Annotated in this window: 18 protein-coding genes; 9 read left to right on the top strand and 9 right to left on the bottom strand. The window is 71.1% G+C overall.

The window, feature by feature from the left end:
• Positions 1 to 13: 13 nt before the first annotated feature.
• Complete coding sequence (locus tag O7595_RS20155) at positions 14 to 523, bottom strand: GtrA family protein (RefSeq protein WP_269730050.1); 510 nt, start codon at positions 521 to 523, stop codon at positions 14 to 16.
• Between the two features lie 107 nt (positions 524 to 630).
• Here O7595_RS20155 and O7595_RS20160 point away from each other — a divergent pair, with 107 nt between their 5' ends.
• From O7595_RS20160 to O7595_RS20170, 3 genes are read left to right on the top strand one after another with little or no spacing between them, the layout of a single operon-like run.
• On the top strand, positions 631 to 1,827 hold the full coding sequence (locus O7595_RS20160) for a 5-(carboxyamino)imidazole ribonucleotide synthase (protein ID WP_269732554.1): 1,197 nt from the start codon (positions 631 to 633) through the stop codon (positions 1,825 to 1,827).
• Complete coding sequence (purE, locus tag O7595_RS20165) at positions 1,824 to 2,363, top strand: 5-(carboxyamino)imidazole ribonucleotide mutase (protein WP_269730051.1); 540 nt, start codon at positions 1,824 to 1,826, stop codon at positions 2,361 to 2,363. The genes O7595_RS20160 and purE overlap by 4 nt, the downstream gene beginning before the upstream one ends.
• Positions 2,364 to 2,372: 9 nt before the next feature.
• Entirely contained in the window at positions 2,373 to 3,569 is a 1,197-nt protein-coding gene (locus O7595_RS20170; RefSeq protein WP_269730052.1) for a dipeptidase, read from the top strand.
• Positions 3,570 to 3,706: 137 nt separating this feature from the next.
• Here the strand turns inward: O7595_RS20170 and O7595_RS20175 are convergent, their stop codons facing one another.
• Entirely contained in the window at positions 3,707 to 4,219 is a 513-nt protein-coding gene (locus tag O7595_RS20175) for a CGNR zinc finger domain-containing protein (protein WP_269730053.1), read from the bottom strand.
• 97 nt (positions 4,220 to 4,316) lie between these two features.
• On the opposite strand from O7595_RS20175, the gene O7595_RS20180 reads away from it, so the two are divergent.
• Positions 4,317 to 4,679, top strand: a complete 363-nt coding sequence (locus tag O7595_RS20180) for a VOC family protein (RefSeq protein ID WP_269730054.1) — start codon at positions 4,317 to 4,319, stop codon at positions 4,677 to 4,679.
• Between the two features lie 43 nt (positions 4,680 to 4,722).
• On the opposite strand, the gene O7595_RS20185 is transcribed toward O7595_RS20180, so the two are convergent.
• The gene (locus O7595_RS20185) at positions 4,723 to 6,063 is read right to left on the bottom strand and encodes a UDP-glucose dehydrogenase family protein (RefSeq protein WP_269730055.1); all 1,341 of its coding nucleotides are present in this window, start codon (positions 6,061 to 6,063) and stop codon (positions 4,723 to 4,725) included.
• Positions 6,064 to 6,247: 184 nt separating this feature from the next.
• Between O7595_RS20185 and O7595_RS20190 the strand changes: the two genes are divergently transcribed.
• Complete coding sequence (locus O7595_RS20190) at positions 6,248 to 7,405, top strand: acyl-CoA dehydrogenase (protein ID WP_269732555.1); 1,158 nt, start codon at positions 6,248 to 6,250, stop codon at positions 7,403 to 7,405.
• Positions 7,406 to 7,734: 329 nt separating this feature from the next.
• Here O7595_RS20190 and O7595_RS20195 read toward each other — a convergent pair whose 3' ends face one another.
• The 3 genes from O7595_RS20195 to O7595_RS20205 form a co-directional block, all read right to left on the bottom strand.
• On the bottom strand, positions 7,735 to 8,310 hold the full coding sequence (locus tag O7595_RS20195; RefSeq protein WP_269730056.1) for an HAAS signaling domain-containing protein: 576 nt from the start codon (positions 8,308 to 8,310) through the stop codon (positions 7,735 to 7,737).
• Positions 8,307 to 8,699 carry a PadR family transcriptional regulator gene (locus tag O7595_RS20200; protein WP_269730057.1) on the bottom strand — a complete coding sequence of 131 codons (393 nt, stop codon included), beginning with the start codon at positions 8,697 to 8,699 and terminating at the stop codon, positions 8,307 to 8,309. Before O7595_RS20200 ends, O7595_RS20195 begins: the two co-directional genes overlap by 4 nt.
• Before the next feature lie 76 nt (positions 8,700 to 8,775).
• Positions 8,776 to 9,216 (bottom strand): ATP-binding protein, encoded by a 441-nt coding sequence (locus O7595_RS20205; RefSeq protein ID WP_269730058.1) that lies wholly within the window; start codon positions 9,214 to 9,216, stop codon positions 8,776 to 8,778.
• A 154-nt stretch (positions 9,217 to 9,370) separates the two neighbouring features.
• On the opposite strand from O7595_RS20205, the gene O7595_RS20210 reads away from it, so the two are divergent.
• Positions 9,371 to 10,243, top strand: coding sequence for a helix-turn-helix domain-containing protein (locus O7595_RS20210; RefSeq protein ID WP_269730059.1), 873 nt, complete (start codon positions 9,371 to 9,373; stop codon positions 10,241 to 10,243).
• Positions 10,240 to 10,446, top strand: coding sequence for a DUF397 domain-containing protein (locus O7595_RS20215; RefSeq protein ID WP_269730060.1), 207 nt, complete (start codon positions 10,240 to 10,242; stop codon positions 10,444 to 10,446). The genes O7595_RS20210 and O7595_RS20215 overlap by 4 nt, the downstream gene beginning before the upstream one ends.
• An 88-nt stretch (positions 10,447 to 10,534) precedes the next feature.
• On the opposite strand, the gene O7595_RS20220 is transcribed toward O7595_RS20215, so the two are convergent.
• Positions 10,535 to 11,761, bottom strand: coding sequence for an LCP family protein (locus O7595_RS20220; RefSeq protein ID WP_269730061.1), 1,227 nt, complete (start codon positions 11,759 to 11,761; stop codon positions 10,535 to 10,537).
• A 119-nt stretch (positions 11,762 to 11,880) separates the two neighbouring features.
• On the opposite strand from O7595_RS20220, the gene O7595_RS20225 reads away from it, so the two are divergent.
• On the top strand, positions 11,881 to 12,429 hold the full coding sequence (locus tag O7595_RS20225; protein WP_269730062.1) for an acyl-CoA thioesterase: 549 nt from the start codon (positions 11,881 to 11,883) through the stop codon (positions 12,427 to 12,429).
• Between the two features lie 148 nt (positions 12,430 to 12,577).
• On the opposite strand, the gene O7595_RS20230 is transcribed toward O7595_RS20225, so the two are convergent.
• Positions 12,578 to 14,161 carry an LCP family protein gene (locus O7595_RS20230; RefSeq protein WP_443071674.1) on the bottom strand — a complete coding sequence of 528 codons (1,584 nt, stop codon included), beginning with the start codon at positions 14,159 to 14,161 and terminating at the stop codon, positions 12,578 to 12,580.
• A gap of 188 nt (positions 14,162 to 14,349) precedes the next feature.
• On the opposite strand from O7595_RS20230, the gene O7595_RS20235 reads away from it, so the two are divergent.
• On the top strand, positions 14,350 to 15,387 hold the full coding sequence (locus O7595_RS20235; protein WP_269730064.1) for a glycosyltransferase family 2 protein: 1,038 nt from the start codon (positions 14,350 to 14,352) through the stop codon (positions 15,385 to 15,387).
• A 143-nt stretch (positions 15,388 to 15,530) separates the two neighbouring features.
• Here the strand turns inward: O7595_RS20235 and O7595_RS20240 are convergent, their stop codons facing one another.
• Positions 15,531 to 17,213: an LCP family protein gene (locus O7595_RS20240; protein ID WP_269730065.1), complete on the bottom strand. Its 1,683-nt coding sequence runs from the start codon at positions 17,211 to 17,213 to the stop codon at positions 15,531 to 15,533.
• Positions 17,214 to 17,235: the final 22 nt, after the last annotated feature.

The raw sequence follows: 17,235 nt of genomic DNA on the forward strand, positions 1-17,235 counted from the left end.
GCGGCGGGCCGGTTCAGCTGCCGACGCGGTCGGGCGCCTCCGTGCGCCGCTGCTCCAGGAAGGACTCCGCGGTCTGCACGGCCTCCCGTGCCGGCAGGGCCCGGAAGACCCAGGTGCGGTACGACCAGAAGCGGAACAGCGTCGCGACGGCGATGCCGAAGAACTTGAAGAAGTTGCTCTGCAGCGGGTCGTCCCAGCCGAACCCGTAGGTCGCGACGTACAGCACACCGTTCTCGATCACCAGGCCGACCGCGCTGAACAGCAGGAACAGGGTGAGTTCCTTGGTTCGGCCGCTCTTGTCCCGGTCCCGGTACGTGAAGTAGCGGAAGCCCACGTAGTTGAACAGGATCGCGATGACGGTGGCGAGGAGGCTGGCGCGCACCACCGGGATCTCGGTGGTCTGCCGCAGCAGGTTGAAGACCGCCATGTTGACCAGGAGGCCCAGGGCGCCGACCGCGCCGAACTTGGCGACCTCGCGCGCGAGCCGGTTCAGTCGCACACGCAGTGCGCCCCGTTCGCTCATGGTGTCCGCTGGTCCCGTCCGGTCGACTACGTCAACCAGACCACTCTAACCAGCACCTCCGCCGCGTGCCCGACGGACGGCCATGAAGGAGCGCACACCCTTGTGGGATCGTACGAAGCGGTGGGGCGGGCAGGACCGTACGGAGCTCCGGATACCCTGAGAGGGTGACGTTCCCCGTAGTCGGCATGGTCGGCGGCGGACAGCTCGCCCGTATGACACACGAGGCAGGCATCCCCCTCGGCATCAGGTTCAAGCTCCTCAGTGACACCCCCCAGGACTCGGCGGCCCAGGTGGCCGGTGAGGTCGTCGTCGGCGACTACCGGGACCTGGACGCACTCCGCGACTTCGCGCGCGGCTGCGACGTGATCACCTTCGACCACGAGCACGTGCCCACCGAGCACCTGCGGGCCCTGGAGGCGGAGGGCATTCCCGTCCGCCCGGGCCCGGACGCGCTCGTGCACGCCCAGGACAAGGGCGTGATGCGCGCACGGCTCGACGCGATCGACGCACCCAGCCCGCGCCACCGCATCGTCGCCGACCCGGCGGACACGGCCGCCTTCGCGGCGGAGGTCGGGGGCTTCCCCGTGGTCCTCAAGACGGTGCGCGGCGGCTACGACGGCAAGGGCGTGTGGATCGTCCGGAGCGAGGAGGACGCCGAGCCGCCGTTCCGCGCCGGTGTGCCCGTCCTCGCCGAGGAGAAGGTCGACTACCGCCGCGAGCTCGCCGCGAACATCGTCCGTTCTCCGCACGGCCAGGCGGTCGCGTATCCGGTCGTGGAGTCCCGGCAGGTCGACGGCGTCTGCGACACCGTGATCGCCCCCGCGCCGGACCTGGACGAGGAGCTGGCCGGGCAGGCCCAGCAGCTCGCGCTGCGCATCGCCCGCGAGCTCGGCGTCGTCGGCCATCTGGCGGTCGAGCTCTTCGAGACCACGGACGGCCGCGTCCTCGTCAACGAGCTGGCCATGCGTCCGCACAACTCCGGCCACTGGACCCAGGACGGCGCGATCACGTCCCAGTTCGCCAACCACGTGCGGGCCGTGCTCGACCTGCCGCTCGGCGACCCCCGCCCCCGGGCGAGGTGGACGGTCATGGCGAACGTCCTCGGCGGCGACTACCCGGACATGTACCAGGGCTACTTGCACTGCATGGCCCGGGACCCGCAGCTGAAGATCCACATGTACGGCAAGGACGTGAAGTCCGGGCGCAAGGTCGGACACGTCAACACCTACGGCGACGACCTGGACGACGTGCTCGCACGCGCCCGTCACGCGGCCGACTACCTCAGAGGAACGATCACCGAATGACCACCGCTCCCGATTCGGCCCCCCTCGTCGGCATCGTGATGGGCTCCGACTCCGACTGGCCCGTCATGGAGAACGCCGCACAGGCCCTGGACGAGTTCGAGATCCCGTACGAGGTGGACGTCGTCTCCGCGCACCGCATGCCGCGCGAGATGATCGCGTACGGCGAGGAGGCGGCCGACCGCGGGCTGAAGGCGATCATCGCGGGCGCGGGCGGCGCCGCCCATCTGCCCGGCATGCTCGCCTCCGTCACCCCCCTGCCCGTGATCGGCGTGCCCGTGCCGCTGAAGTACCTCGACGGCATGGACTCGCTGCTCTCGATCGTCCAGATGCCCGCCGGCGTGCCGGTCGCGACCGTGTCGGTGGCCGGAGCGCGGAACGCGGGCCTGCTCGCGGCGCGGATCCTCGCCACCCAGGACACCGACCTGCTGGCCCGGATGCGCGACTTCCAGCAGGAGCTGAACGACCAGGCGACGGAGAAGGGCAGGCGGCTGCGCACCAAGGTGGAGGGGTCCGCGGCGTTCGGCTTCGGCAAGTAGGCTGCGACCGTGGATTTTCTCGCCGAAGCCCGTTCGCTGCTCACATCCTTTCCCGTCGTCGACGGTCACAACGATCTTCCGTGGGCCCTGCGCGAACAGGTCCGCTACGACCTGGACCGCCGCGACATCGCGACCGACCAGACGGGCAGGCTGCACACCGACATCCCGCGGCTGAGGGCGGGCGGGGTCGGAGCGCAGTTCTGGTCGGTGTACGTGCGCAGCGACATGGCCGGTGACGAGGCGGTCAGCGCCACGCTGGAGCAGATCGACGTGGTGGACCGGCTGCTGGCCCGCTACCCGGCGGACCTGGCGCGCGCCCTGACCGCCGACGACATGGAGGCGGCGCGCAAGGAGGGCCGGATCGCCTCGCTCATGGGGGCGGAGGGCGGCCACTCCATCAACAACTCGCTCGCCACGTTGCGGGCGCTGCACACGCTGGGCGTCCGCTACATGACGCTGACGCACAACGACAACAACGACTGGGCGGACTCGGCGACCGACGCGCCGCGCTTCGGCGGACTGTCGGCGTTCGGCCACGAGGTCGTGCGGGAGATGAACCGCACGGGCATGCTCGTGGACCTCTCGCACGTCGCGCCGACGACGATGCGGGACGCGCTGGACACCTCCGTCGCCCCGGTGGTCTTCTCCCACTCCTCCGCCCGGGCGGTCTGCGACCACCCGCGGAACATCCCCGACGACGTGCTGGAGCGGCTCCCGGCGAACGGCGGAGTGGCGATGGCCACGTTCGTCCCGAAGTTCGTCCTGCAGGAGGCCGTCGCCTGGACGCGCGCGGCGGACGAGAACATGCGGGAGCACGGCCTCCACCCCCTCGACACGACCGAGGCGGGCATGAAGGTCCAGCGGGCGTACGAGGCCGCGCACCCGCGTCCGATGGCGACGGCCGCCACGGTCGCGGACCATCTGGACCACATGCGCGAGGTGGCCGGGATCGACCACATCGGCATCGGCGGCGACTACGACGGCACCGCGTTCACCCCGGCCGGTCTGGAGGACGTCGCGGGCTACCCCAACCTGATCGCGGAACTCCTGCGCCGCGGCTGGTCCCACACGGACCTGGCCAAGCTCACCTGGCAGAACGCGGTCCGCGCCCTCCGCGACGCGGAATCCGTCGCCCGGGACCTCCAGTCCCGCCGCGCCCCCTCGAACGCGACGCTCCGTTCGACGACGAGCGAGCCCACGCCGTAGCCCGGGGCGCGCCGCCACCGCACGCGCCCTGTGCACGCCTTTCGGTCGCGGCACGGTTGACGGCCGTGCCGCGCGCGAGGGACCTGTCGCTCACCGTTCGGGCGTCACGCGTACGGTTGTCGGCTTGCCGCGCCCGGCTACCCGCCCCGCCGTGCGCGGTACGCGCGCATCTTCGCGCGGCTGCCGCAGACCGCCATGGAGCACCAGCGGCTGCGGCCCGCCGGGCTGCGGTCGTAGTAGGCCCAGAGGCAGTCCTCCGCCTCGCACGCCTTCAGACGGAGCCAGCTCCCGTCGGCCGCCGCCTCCGCGATCGCCGTCGCGACGCGGGACAGCAGGGAGGCGGGGTCGGCCGTGGGGCGGAGGGCCACCCCGCCCGCGTCGTCCACGGAGACGCGCAGCGGCGCACCGGCCAGCATCCGGTCCAGTTCGGCGGCACTGCGGCCGGGTGAGGAGTGGCCGGCGTGCGCCAGGCACGCCGCCCGCAGCGCCTCGCGCAGTTCCCTCGCGGCCGGCACCTCCGCCGCGGTGAGACCGAACGCCGCGCGCCCGTCCTCGCTGTCCAGCCTGTCGGCGCCCGTGTCGACGCTCAGCGTGTTGACCAGGGACTCGATCAGCGCGAGCCCACCGGGTGCCGGGGCCCTGTCACTCATGGTTGCGACGTTACCTCCACTACGGGACCATGTGGTTCACCGGTTACCGGTTCAAGGTGGTTGCCGGTAACTATCCGTCCGTACGAGAGGAAGCACCATGGCCATCGCCTCACTGGGAACCGTCGTCCTGGACTGTGCCGACCCGCACGCACTCGCCGCCTTCTACGCCGAGATCCTGGGCGCACGGGCGGAGTCGGACGACGACACCTGGGTCTCCCTCACCGGGTACCGGGGCACGCCCCTCGCCTTCCAGGCCGCCCCGGGGCACACCGCTCCCGAGTGGCCCTCGCCGGGGGCCTCGCAGCAGTTCCACCTCGACCTGACCGTCGAGGACCTGGACGCCGCCGAGGGCCGGGTGCTGGCACTCGGGGCCAAGCCGCTGGACACCGGCGACCGGACGCGCGGCTTCCGCGTCTACGCGGACCCCGCCGGGCATCCGTTCTGTCTCTGCGCCGGCTGACGCACCGTCTCTCGGCCCCCGCGTCTGCTGACGCCGGCGTGCCTCAGGCGCGGGGCCGGCCCATCGCGCGGTACGTCCACCCGGCCTCGCGCCACTTCGTCCAGTCCAGCGCGTTGCGCCCGTCCAGCACGATCCGCCTGGACACCACTTCGCCCAGGGCGGCCGGGTCGAGCTCACGGAACTCGGGCCACTCCGTCAGATGCAGCACGACGTCCGCACCGCGCACCGCATCCAGCGCGCTGTCCGCGTAGCCGAGCGTCGGGAACACCAGCCGGGCGTTGGCCATGCCCTTCGGGTCGTAGACCGTGACCTGGCCGCCCTGGAGGTGGATCTGGCCGGCGACGTTCAGCGCCGGCGAGTCGCGTACGTCGTCCGAGTCCGGCTTGAACGTCGCGCCCAGGACCGCGACCCGCGTGCCCAGGAACGACCCGCCGCCCACGGCCTCCCGGGCGAGTTCGACCATGTGCCCGCGGCGGCGCATGTTGATCGAGTCGACCTCGCGCAGGAACGTCAGTGCCTGGTCGGCGCCGAGCTCACCGGCGCGCGCCATGAATGCCCGGATGTCCTTCGGCAGGCAGCCGCCGCCGAAGCCGATCCCGGCACGCAGGAATTTCTTGCCGATCCGCTCGTCGTGGCCGATCGCCTCGGCCAGCTTCACCACGTCGCCGCCGGCCGCCTCGCACACCTCGGCCATGGCGTTGATGAACGAGATCTTCGTCGCGAGGAACGAGTTCGCGGAGGTCTTCACCAGCTCCGCCGTCGGGAAGTCCGTCACCACGAACGGCGAGCCCTCGCCGATCGGCGTGGCGTACACCTCGCGCAGTACCTTCTCGGCCCGCTCGCAGTCCACGCCCACCACGATCCGGTCCGGGTGCAGGGTGTCCCGCACGGCGAAGCCCTCGCGCAGGAACTCGGGATTCCAGGCCAGGTCCACTCCTTCGGGCGCATGCTCGGCGAGCAGACGGGCGAGCCGGTCCGCCGACCCCACCGGCACGGTGGACTTGCCGACGACCAGTGCGCCGCCCTTCACACGCGGTGCGAGCGAGGTGAAGGCGGCGTCGACGTACGACATGTCGCAGGCGTACTCGCCGTGCTTCTGCGGGGTGTTCACGCAGACGAAGTGGACGTCTCCGCCGAAGTCCTCCAGCTCGTCCCAGGACGTGGTGAAGCGCAGCCGCCCGCTGGATCCCTCGAACCCGGCCACATGGCGGGCGAGCAGCTCCTCCAGGCCCGGCTCGTACATCGGGACCCGGCCGGCGGCCAGCATCGCGACCTTCTCCGGGACGACGTCGAGGCCCAGAACCTCGAAACCCAGCTCCGCCATGGCCGCTGCGTGGGTGGCGCCGAGGTACCCGGTGCCGATCACGGTGATCTTGAGGGCCATGGGCTTGCTCCTGGGGTGGGCGGACGGAGTGCGGGCCCGAGCATAACCGGGAGCGCGCAAGGGCATTTTTCCGCTGTCAGCAAGGTCACGTATGCCCGGTCGGGGCGCGCACACTAAAATTTGTGTTACTTAACGGTAGTTAGCAGTTGCTCAGGGGCGTGAGAGACCTTGGCGCCAAAGGGAGATAAGCACAGTGCCTGACTTCGACCTGTACCGCCCGTCCGAAGAGCACGACATGCTCAGGGAGACGGTCCGCTCGCTCGCCGAGGCGAAGATCGCGCCGTTCGCGGCAGCGGTCGACGAAGAGGCCCGCTTCCCGCAGGAGGCCCTGGACGCGCTGGTCGCCTCGGACCTGCACGCCGTGCACGTCCCGGAGGAGTACGGCGGCGCCGGCGCCGACGCGCTCGCCACCGTGCTCGTCATCGAGGAGGTCGCCCGCGTCTGCGCCTCGTCCTCCCTGATCCCCGCGGTCAACAAGCTGGGCTCGCTGCCGGTGATCCTCTCCGGCTCCGAGGAGCTGAAGAAGAAGTACCTGGGCCCGCTCGCCAAGGGCGACGCGATGTTCTCGTACTGCCTCTCCGAGCCGGACGCGGGCTCCGACGCCGCCGGCATGAAGACCCGCGCCGTGCGCGACGGCGACTTCTACGTCCTCAACGGCGTGAAGCGCTGGATCACCAACGCCGGTGTGTCCGAGTACTACACGGTGATGGCCGTGACCGACCCCGAGAAGCGCTCCAAGGGCATCTCGGCCTTCGTCGTCGAGAAGTCCGACGAGGGCGTGTCGTTCGGCGCCCCGGAGAAGAAGCTCGGCATCAAGGGCTCCCCGACCCGCGAGGTCTACCTCGACAACGTCCGCATCCCGGCCGACCGCATGATCGGCGCGGAGGGCACGGGCTTCGCCACCGCCATGAAGACCCTGGACCACACCCGCATCACCATCGCGGCGCAGGCCCTCGGCATCGCGCAGGGTGCCCTCGACTACGCCAAGGGCTACGTCAAGGAGCGCAAGCAGTTCGGCAAGCCGATCGCCGACTTCCAGGGCGTGCAGTTCATGCTCGCCGACATGGCGATGAAGATAGAGGCCGCCCGCCAGCTCACCTACGCGGCCGCGGCCAAGTCCGAGCGGGGCGACAGCGACCTCACCTTCCAGGGCGCCGCCGCCAAGTGCTTCGCCTCGGACGTGGCCATGGAGGTCACCACCGACGCCGTCCAGCTCCTCGGCGGCTACGGCTACACCCGTGACTACCCGGTCGAGCGGATGATGCGCGACGCCAAGATCACCCAGATCTACGAGGGCACGAACCAGGTCCAGCGGATCGTCATGGCGAGGAACCTGCCCTAGTAGGGTCCTCGCAGGTCAGTGGGCGTTTTGAGGTTCCAGAGGGCCGCTCTCGGTTCCTGCCCGTTGCGGCCCGGTCAAGGCCGTCTCCGGGCGGGCGCCATGCTGGGACGTCCTGGGGAACGAGCGCCCCGAGAACGCCCGCTGACCAGCGCAGAACGTCCTCCGCGCGATCGCATGACATGCGACGGCCGCGGGGCCGACCGGCACCATCGGCGACCGGCCGTCGACCGGCCTGGGACGGTCCCCCGCAGATCCCGACAGCCCGGCCCCGCGCGCCGGCCGGGACCTCGTCGGCGCCCCCTCGGTCCGACGCGCCGCCGGCATCGGCTTCAGCGCTTCCGGGTCAGCCAGAGCCACCCCGCGGCACCGAGCGGCATGACGGCCATCAACATGACCATCGCCACCCCCCAGTACAACGGAGGCGTCGCATGGCCGAAGACAAGGTTCGTGACCACCAGTGTCAGTTGTGGCACCACAACGATCGACGTCGCACCGAGCCACTTCTGGCGCGCCGTCCAGTGCCGGGACCTGCACAGCACCACGACTCCGGCGACCTCGAGCACCGTTGAGAGCATCAGGAGCCAGAAGTTCCACCAGAGAGCGAACTTGAGCAGCATCAGCAGTAGCGGCACCCATGCGGGCGAACGGCGCCCGGGCGTCTCCCCGGTGCCCGTCCCGGACTCCTGGAGCGCGGCGGCGGCGATCACCCGCGGGTCGCCCACCTCGCGCAGAATGTCCTGGAGTTCACCGGGCCGTTCGGCGCGCGCGATCTCGATGTGCTCGGCGATGTCGGCGACGAGCTCCTGTCGGCGGTCCGCCGGGAGTGCCGAAGCCTCGCGCTCGACCGCCTCGAGGTAGCGCCGGACCGCCGCGCTCCCGGATGTCTCGGCGTTCTTGGTGTTCATCGTTCCGTCCCTCCAGATGCTTGTGTGCGCCCCGTCTTCGGCGGGAGAAGATGATCGACGGCGTCCCGGAACCTCGGCCAGATCCCGGCGAACTCCTCGAGGGCGGCGTGTCCGGCCTCGGTGAGCTGGTAGTAGCGCCGCGGCGGACCGGATGTCGACTCCTGCCAGCTGGTGACGACGAGTTCGTCCCGTCGCAGTCGCGACAACAGCGGGTACACCGTGCCCTGACTGGTCGCGAGCGCCCCGGTCTCCTCCAGTTCCCGCAGCAGCTCCACCCCGTAGCGCGGTCCGTCGCGCATCAACGCGAGCACGCAGTATTCGAGCACGCCCTTGCGAAGCTGACTCTCGGCCTTGCTCGCGGCGCGGTGACTCGGCTCACCTAGTACCATGCGAAACATAGTACCTTGCGGTCGGTCACTCCGGGAGGCGTGGGGCGGCTGGGTGCGTCCGCGGCGGGTTGCCCGGTCACGGCACGAGGTCGAGCTCTGCCCACACGGTCTTGCGCGGTACGGGGCCCGCGGTCACGCCCCATCGTGCGGCGAGCGCTTCGACGATCAGCAGGCCGCGCCCCGACTCCGCGCCGTCGGCCGGAGGAGTGAGGGTGCCGGGGACGGGCGGAAGCCGGTCCCACCGGGTGTCGGTGACCTCGATCCGCAGGCGCCTGCCCTCGTCCTCGACGGCGAGACGGAGCCGGAAGTCCCTGCCCGGTACGCGCCCGTGGAGCGCGGCATTGGCGGCCAGTTCGGCGACGATTCGCCCCGCCGACTCCGACGGGATGCCCCAGCACGCCAGTTGGGCCGCGGTGAGCAGCCGGGCGAGCCGTGCTCCCCGGCGGGTGGGGGAGAGCAGGACGGTGAACTGCCGGGCAGGAGCGGAAGGTTCGGTTCGGGTGATTTCCACGTTCACATCACTCAGCGTGGCCGGTTCGCTCGTACTCTGAACAGAGCGCCACGTGTACGGACAGTGACTGTCCAGGCGTTGGGCGGCCCTGTCCATCGTGTACGGGCGCCGATTGTCGGGTGTGGTGCGGTAGCGGGGGCACGGACGGAGGCGGTGTCGTATGGCGGATGGGCTCGGCGGGGCCGGTGCGGCTGGCGGGGTGGACGAGCCGGACCGGGACATGGGGCCGGAGGACGACTCGGGAGCGGTGATCGCGGTGGTCGGCCGGCAGGTGCGGCTCTGGCGCGAGGCGGCGGGGATGCGCGCGGCGGAACTGGGCGCGGCGATCGGGTACGGCGAGAACCAGGTCTACAAGGTCGAGACGGGCAAGCGCATCCCGAAGCCGGAGTTCCTGGACAGGGCGGACAAGGCCCTGGGCGCGGGCGGGAAGTTGGCCGCGATGAAGCAGGACGTGGCGGAGGCGAGGTATCCGAAGAAGGTCCGGGACCTGGCGAAGCTGGAGGCGGACGCGGTCGAGATGGGCGCGTACGCCAGTGCCGTGGTGCACGGCCTGCTGCAGACCGAGGAGTACGCCCGTGCGCTGTACCGGGGTCGGCGGCCCGCCTTCTCCGAGGATCGGGTCGAGCGCCTGGTGGCCGCGCGGATGGCCCGCCAGTCGGTGTTCGACCGGCAGCCCGCGCCCCTTCTCACGTTCGTCCAGGAAGAGACGACGCTCAGGCGGCCGGTCGGGGGCAGAATGGTCCTGCGTCGTCAGCTCGAACACCTGCTGGAAGTCGGCGCGTTGAGGCATGTCGAGATCCAGGTGATGCCGACGGAGACCGAGGAGCACTCGGGCCTGGACGGCTCGCATCAGGTACTCAAGCTGAGCGACGGCACAGCTGTTGCGCACAACGAAGTCCAGCTCACCAGCCGGCTGATCAGCGAGCCCAGGGAGGTCCAGATCCTTGAGATGCGGTACGGCTTGATCAGGTCGCAGGCGCTCACGCCTCGGCTGTCGCGGTCCTTCATCGAGAAACTGCTGGGAGAGATATGAGTGTCATGCCCTCGGCCGGGGTTGGTTCCGGGCTGGTGTGGGTCAAGAGCAGCTACAGCACGGCCGACGGCCCCGAGTGCGTCGAGGTCGCGGTGGCAGTCGGCGCGGTCCACGTCCGCGACTCCAAGGACGTGCCCGGCCCGCAGCTCGGCTTCACCACCGAGGCGTGGGGGAAATTCTTGGCCTACGCCGCCGGAGGCTGACCGCCGAGCCCGGGCCACCGGGCCGGGACGCACCCGGCCCCGGACCGAAGTCGGCGGCCCGGGTGCCCGGGGCGGCCGCGTACGGCCGTCAGTCCGCGGTGACGGTGACCTTCTCGTCGTTCTTGATCTGGTTCACCAGCTGGCGCACCTTCTCCTTGTCCCAGACCAGGTTCCCGCCGCGGCTGCCGGAGATCGGCATGTTCATCGACGTGCCGTCGCCGCCGCTGATGCCCTTCATCGCGAAGAACATCTGACCGAGGTCGAAAAGGGACATGTCCTTGTCGACGATCAGGGTGTCCAGGCCCGAGCCCAGGGTCGGGTAGAGCTTGAACGGGTTGAGGATCGTGCCGGGGGTCGCGGCCTGGTTGGCCAGCGTGGCGAGGAACTTCTGCTGGTTCTTGGTGCGGTCCAGGTCGCTGCCCGCGAAGGCGTACCGGGTCCGGACGAAGGCGAGGGCCTGCTCGCCGTTCAGGGTCTGCTTGCCAGCCTGGAAGTCGGCGCCGGACTTCTCGTCCTTGAAGGCCTTGGGGATGTCCATCTCGACACCGCCGAGGGAGTCCACGATGTTCGCGAAGCCGGCGAAGCCGATCTCCGCGTAGTGGTCGATCCGCAGGCCGGTGTTGTGCTCGACGGTGCGGACGAGCAGTTCGGGGCCGTCCTCCGCGTACGCGGCGTTCAGCTTCACCCGGCGGCCCTGGCCCGGGAAGGTCTTGCCGGACTCCGAACCCACGAAGGACGGGATCTCCACGTCCGAGTCGCGGGGGAGCGAGATCATGGTGTTCCCGCTGCCGCAGGCGGCGAGGATCATCATCGAGTCGGTGCGCTTGCCGTCGGCGGAGCCGGTGTGCAGGCGCTTCTTGTCCTCCGACGTCAGGCCCTCACGGCTGTCGGAGCCGACGATCAGGTACGTCGTGCAGTCGCCCTCCTCGGGCCGCTCTATGACCTTCGCGAGGTCGACCTCGCGGCGCATCTTGGAGTCGGCCCAGAAGTAGGTGCCTATGGAGACCCCGAGGGCCAGCACGAGCACGGTGATCGAGCCGACCTTGAGGCGCCGGCGCCAGTCGGGGGCCGGGCGGCCGTAGGTGGGCGGCTCGCCGTAGCCGTCGTGTCCGCCCTGCCCGCCGTGTCCCCGGCCGGACGGCGAACCGTAGACCTGGCCCGTGTTGTACCCGCTGTCGTACGGGGCGTCGAACCTGTCGTCGTAACCCTGCGGCTGCTGCGGGATCGGGCGTCGCCGCACATGGCGCATCACACGCGGACCCTCGGGTTCCGCGCTGCGGCCGCCGTGTCCGTATCCATCGGGCCAGTCATTCATGCGGAACAGTGTGCAGGCCGTCGCCGAAAGCCCGACAGAGCGGGTGACGAATCACACCGGGGCTGTAGCGAACCTGATGCAATGCGGCGGTGTCCGGGGGTCCGCATAGGGTGGAGGGCATGACAGACCAGGCCCAGCGCTCGGAGAGCGATATTCCGGGTAAGCCGACATCGGCTTCGCGTACGACCCTCAGCCACATCATGACGCACGGTGACACCAATCTCCTCGGGACGGTGCACGGCGGAGTGATCATGAAATTGGTGGACGACGCGGCAGGCGCCGTCGCCGGCCGGCACTCCGGCGGACCGGCGGTCACGGCCTCCATGGACGAGATGGTCTTCCTCGAGCCGGTCAGGGTCGGCGACCTGGTGCATGTGAAGGCCCAGGTCAACTGGACGGGCCGGTCCTCCATGGAGGTCGGCGTCCGGGTGCTCGCCGAGCGCTGGAACGAGTCCACCCCCGCGACCCAGGTCGGCTCCGCCTACCTGGTCTTCGCCGCCGTCGACGCGGACGGCAAGCCCCGGCCCGTCCCGCCGGTGGTCCCCGAGACGGAGCGCGACAAGCGGCGCTACCAGGAGGCGCAGATCCGGCGGACCCACCGGCTCGCCCGCCGTCGCGCGATCAAGGAACTCCGCGAGCGCCGCGCGGCCGAGGGGTACGAGGACTGAGTCGTCCTCGGCGCCCGCTCCGAGGAGGTGCGCGGGCGGCCGGGGCGTCCCGACACCGCGGGTGCGCCTGCGCCGCCGCCCGGCGTCCCGGCGCCTTCCGGCTGCCGTCGCCCCGGCGTTCGACGTGTCGGCGCCCTCCCGCGACGCGTCAGCGGCAGAGGACCTCGTCGCCGGTGATGGCGCCGAAGGCGCCCCTGGCGCGCGGGGTGTCCGCCCGGACGGGGGTCACCGAGGTGAAGCCGGAGCCCGCAGTCACCTCGAGCGTCGGGCCCTGGCCCTTCACGGGGCGCAGCTCGGCGCCGGGCAGCGCCACCGCCAGGGACCTCGCCGAGCGGTCCCAGCGCGGGTCGTAGGTGATGAAGGTGCGCTTCACGTTGCGGTCGTCGGCGTTCAGCGGGGCCCGCGTCGTGTCGAACCCGGTCGCCTTCAGGGCGCTGTCCACGCGGGAGCCGAGCCCGTCCAGCTGCGTCCCGTTGTAGACCTGCACCCGGATCTGCTTCGGCGGGACGTCGACGACCTTGGCGGCGCGGGCGGACGCGGCCCCCCGCGGCCGCTCCGGGGCGAGCGGCTTGTCCTCGCGCAGGGCCCGGAAGAGCCGTTCCGCCTTCACCGGGTCCCACTTCACCGTCGAGCCGACCCCCTTCACCGGGAAGCTCGGGTCCTTGACGGGGACCGACACGAACTCCGTCGACGCCGGCGTGAAGCTCCGCATCGCCTTGCCGAGCGTCAGCAGCTGGTCGGTGCCGAAGCCCCGGTCTGCCCGTACCGAGTTGAGCGCCGCCGTGCTGACCTGGCGGAACTTCACCGGGTTCAGCAGCACCCCGCTTCCGGTGGCCTGCTGCACCAGCGCCGCCACGAACCGCTGCTGGCGCTCCATCCGCCCCAGGTCGGCCGCCCCGTCGACATGGCGGGCCCGCACGTACTGCAGGGCCTCGGCACCGCCGAGGCGGTGGGTGCCCGCCTTGAGGTCGAGGCCGGAGTGGGTGTCCTTCAGCGGCCGGGCCGTGCAGACCTCCACCCCGCCGATCGCGTCGACCGTCTTCATGAAGCTGCGGAAGTCGACCTCGAGGTAGTGGTCGACCCTCACCTTCGTCAGGTCCTCGACGGTCCGCACGGTCAGCGCGGGCCCGCCCTCCGCGTACGCCGCGTTCAGCTTCACCGCGTGCAGGCCGTGCTTCTTGCCGGTGGTCAGGTCCGTGTGGGCGGGGATCTCCGCGTACGAGTCACGGGGGAGGCTCACGATGCTGGCCCGCTCCCGGTCCTCGGAGATGTGCACCAGCATGATCGTGTCGGTGCAGCGGCAGGGCGCGCCCCCGAGCCGGTACTTGCGGCGCTCCTCCTTGGTGATCGTGTCCCGGCCGTCGGTGCCGACGAGCAGGATGTTCATACCGTTGCCGTCCTCCGGCCGGTTCTTCATGTCCCTGAACGGGTCGACCCGTCCGATGCCGCTGTCCAGCCCGGTCACCAGCGCGTGACCGATGCCACCCACGCCGAGCACCAGCACCGAGAGGGTCGTCACCAGCCGCATTCCCCAGCGAGGACGCTCCGGCTGCCCCCGCCCGCGGGTGCGCGGGGCCGGTCCCCGGCGGTTCTTCCCCGCCGCCCCCTGCCGCTGTGCCGCCCCGGCCCGCCGCTGTGCCGCCGGTCTCGGGCGGCCCGCCGTCGGCCCGGGAACCGGCCTCGGACGGGCCGCCGCCGGTCGCGGACGGGGCGAGCGGGGCGGTGTGGGCACGAGGGGCACCTCCGCGGGGCAGCAGACCGGTGATCCTGAGCACCGTAGGCCCATACGATCTGCGGCAGGGGGAGGCCGGGGGGAGGCGCGCATCGCTGTCCCCCGTTCGCGGTAACGTGGCGGGCGACGCCGCTGTCTCCCCGAGGCCGTTGTCTCCCGGGGGACGACCCCAGGACCCCGAGGAACCCATGCCAGCCGCCCCGCCCGCCGTCTCCGTGATCATGCCGGTCCTCAACGAGGAACGTCATCTGCGCGACGCCGTCCGTCACATCCTGCAGCAGGACTACGCGGGCGAGATGGAGGTGGTGATCGCGCTCGGCCCGTCGACGGACCGCACCGACGAGATCGCCGCCGAGCTGGTGCGCGAGACGGCGTCGAACCCCTGGGGCCGGGTGCACACGGTCCCCAACCCCACCGGCCGTACGCCCGCCGCGCTCAACGCCGCGATCAGGGCGTCCCGCCACCCGATCGTCGTGCGTGTCGACGGGCACGGGATGCTGTCGCCGAACTACATCGCGACCGCCGTCCGGCTCCTGGAGGAGACCGGCGCGCAGAACGTCGGCGGCATCATGCACGCCGAGGGCGAGAACGACTGGGAGCACGCCGTCGCCGCGGCGATGACCTCGAAGATCGGCGTCGGCAACGCCGCCTTCCACACCGGCGGCGGGGCGGGCCCGGCGGAGACCGTGTACCTGGGCGTCTTCCGCCGTGAGGCGCTGGAGCAGCAAGGCGGTTACAACGAGGAGTTCATCCGCGCCCAGGACTGGGAGCTGAACTTCCGCATCCGCGAGGCCGGCGGACTGATCTGGTTCTCGCCCGAGCTCAGGGTGCAGTACCGGCCGCGCCCCTCCGTGAAGGCGCTCGCCAAGCAGTACAAGGACTACGGCCGCTGGCGCCATGTCGTCGCCCGCTACCACTCCGGCTCGATCAACCTCCGCTATCTCGCCCCGCCGACCGCCGTCTGCGCGATCGCCGCCGGCCTGGTGGTGGGGGCGACGCTGACACCGCTCGGCTTCGTGATCCCCGGCGGCTACCTCGCGGTGATCGCCGCGGGCTCGGTCCCGGCGGGCAAGGGCCTCCCGTTGAAGGCCCGTCTCCAGATCCCGGTGGCGCTCGCGACGATGCACATGTCGTGGGGCTTCGGCTTCCTGACGAGCCCGCGTTCGCTGGCGAGGAAGGTCATCGAGAGCCGCAGGCCGGCGGTGACGGCACCGACACAGGCCTGACCGCGGGCCGACGCCCGACGAACGGGGCCGTCCGAAGCACAGCGCTTCGGACGGCCCCGTTCGTGGAGGGAGCCGGCCGGCCGCCTTCGAGGAGAGGGGCCGGCCGCGGGGCGGAGTCCCGCGGGACGGGCGGCCGTCGCGGACTACCAGGTGAACCCGGGCTGCACGGGCATGCAGGCCTTGGTGTCGCCGGCACTGAGCGGCTTCGCCGACGAGGGGGCCTTGCCGTCGTCCTCGGCGGCGGACTTCGGGTAGGCGGCGCCCTCCCGCCAGTCCGCGCCCACCACCAGCGTCACTCCCGACACGTCGGTGGACCTCTTCACCGCGGAGACGGGCAGTCCGACGGCCTTGGCCACCGCCTGCGCGTCGCCCGCGAGCTCCACGCTGGGGTAGAACACCACGGTCCGTTCCTGCGGGTTGGTCTGCTTGTCCGCCGTCGTCCTGGTGAAGCCCTTGCCGGTCAGCACGCCCGCGATCTCCGTCGCGCGCCCCCTCGCGGACCCCAACTCATCGGTGTACGTGCCGTTCTGCACGCTCACGCCGATCTCGCCCGGTGCCGCTGCGGGGTCCTTCGTAGCGGCCGGCGCCTTGCGCTTGGACCCCTTCCCGTCGAGCGGGATGTCCTCGCGCACCATGCGGAACACCTGCTCCGCGTCCGGCTGCAGCGGTTCGACCTTGCCGGCGAAATAGGACCGCTGGGTGTAGAAGTTCGGCATCGTCGTCATGGTGATGCGCTCGGTCGGGACCTGCTGGAACTCCTCGGCGAGGTCGTACAGCTTCGCCACCGTGTCCAGCCCCGCGTCGACCGTGAGCGCGGACGTGGCCGCCTCGGCCAGGTTCCGCAGCTTGGCGGGGTCGGTGAGCTTGGTGCTCTTGCGCAGCTCGCGGACCATCGAGTTCATGTACATGTGCTGGGCTTCCGTACGGGCCAGGTCGGTACCGTCCTTGAAGCCGTAGCGGGTACGCAGCCACTGCAGCGCCTGCTCGCCCTTGACGGAGGTCGTGCCCGCCTTGAGTTTGAGACCGGAGCCCTGCCCCGCGCTGTTGCGGGAGTGGACGTTGTCCGTGACGCAGACGGGTACGCCGCCGATCGCGTCGGCCATGGCGACGACCCCGGCGAAGTCGACCTGCATGAAGTGGTCGATGGTGATGCCGGTCAGCTTGTACCAGGTGGCCACCGTGCAGCCGGGCCCGCCGCGCTGGAGGGACTCGTTGGTGAGGGTCCAGCCGGTCGCCTCGAAGACCTTGCCGTCGCGGTCCGTGCACTCCGGGATCTTCAGCACGGTGTCGCGCGGCATGCTGATCACCGACATGTTGCTGCGGTCGGCGGACAGGTGGACGAGCATCTGCACGTCCGCCAGCGGGGGTCCGTCGAAGGTGTCCCGGGCGCCGCCGAGGGCCTTGTTCGCCTCCGAGTCGCGCGCGTCCGAGCCGATCAGCAGGATGTTCAGCGGTGTCTGGCCGGCGGCGTTCGCCTTGTGGTCGGCCATCCCGTTCTTGCCGAGGTTCAGGTGGTCCGTCTTGATGTTGGCGTTCAGATGCTCGTAGTAGAGGTATCCGGCTCCCGCCGTCCCGAGTATCAGCAGCGACAGCACGGAGGCGACCCAGCGGAGGGTCCGGCGTCTGCCCCGTCTTCCCGGGCCGCGCGGGTTGCCGCGCGGCCGGACCCGTCCGCCGCCGCTGCCGTCCGCCGCCGCTGCCGGTGAGGATCCTTCCCCGCCGTCGTCCGGGCCGGCGGAGCCGCCGCGCTCCCCCGCGCCGCTGCCGCCGGACCGGCCCGGTTCTCCGGCGTGCCGGACACGCTCCCGCGTGTCCTCCCCTTGCACGCTGCTCCGTCCCACCCCTGGA

The sequence above is a fragment of the Streptomyces sp. WMMC940 genome (genome assembly GCF_027460265.1).
Lineage (GTDB): Bacteria > Actinomycetota > Actinomycetes > Streptomycetales > Streptomycetaceae > Streptomyces.

Bases quoted from the DNA above. Each gene is read 5' to 3' on its own strand.
- O7595_RS20175 (WP_269730053.1), bottom strand. From the start codon at position 4,219: ATGAGTGACAGGGCCCCGGCACCCGGTGGGCTCGCGCTGATCGAGTCC.
- O7595_RS20225 (WP_269730062.1), top strand. From the start codon at position 11,881: ATGACAGACCAGGCCCAGCGCTCGGAGAGCGATATTCCGGGTAAGCCG.
- O7595_RS20185 (WP_269730055.1), bottom strand. From the start codon at position 6,063: ATGGCCCTCAAGATCACCGTGATCGGCACCGGGTACCTCGGCGCCACC.
- O7595_RS20195 (WP_269730056.1), bottom strand. From the start codon at position 8,310: ATGAACACCAAGAACGCCGAGACATCCGGGAGCGCGGCGGTCCGGCGC.
- O7595_RS20235 (WP_269730064.1), top strand. From the start codon at position 14,350: ATGCCAGCCGCCCCGCCCGCCGTCTCCGTGATCATGCCGGTCCTCAAC.
- O7595_RS20200 (WP_269730057.1), bottom strand. From the start codon at position 8,699: ATGGTACTAGGTGAGCCGAGTCACCGCGCCGCGAGCAAGGCCGAGAGT.
- O7595_RS20220 (WP_269730061.1), bottom strand. From the start codon at position 11,761: ATGAATGACTGGCCCGATGGATACGGACACGGCGGCCGCAGCGCGGAA.
- purE (WP_269730051.1), top strand. From the start codon at position 1,824: ATGACCACCGCTCCCGATTCGGCCCCCCTCGTCGGCATCGTGATGGGC.
- O7595_RS20155 (WP_269730050.1), bottom strand. From the start codon at position 523: ATGAGCGAACGGGGCGCACTGCGTGTGCGACTGAACCGGCTCGCGCGC.
- O7595_RS20180 (WP_269730054.1), top strand. From the start codon at position 4,317: ATGGCCATCGCCTCACTGGGAACCGTCGTCCTGGACTGTGCCGACCCG.
- O7595_RS20215 (WP_269730060.1), top strand. From the start codon at position 10,240: ATGAGTGTCATGCCCTCGGCCGGGGTTGGTTCCGGGCTGGTGTGGGTC.
- O7595_RS20210 (WP_269730059.1), top strand. From the start codon at position 9,371: ATGGCGGATGGGCTCGGCGGGGCCGGTGCGGCTGGCGGGGTGGACGAG.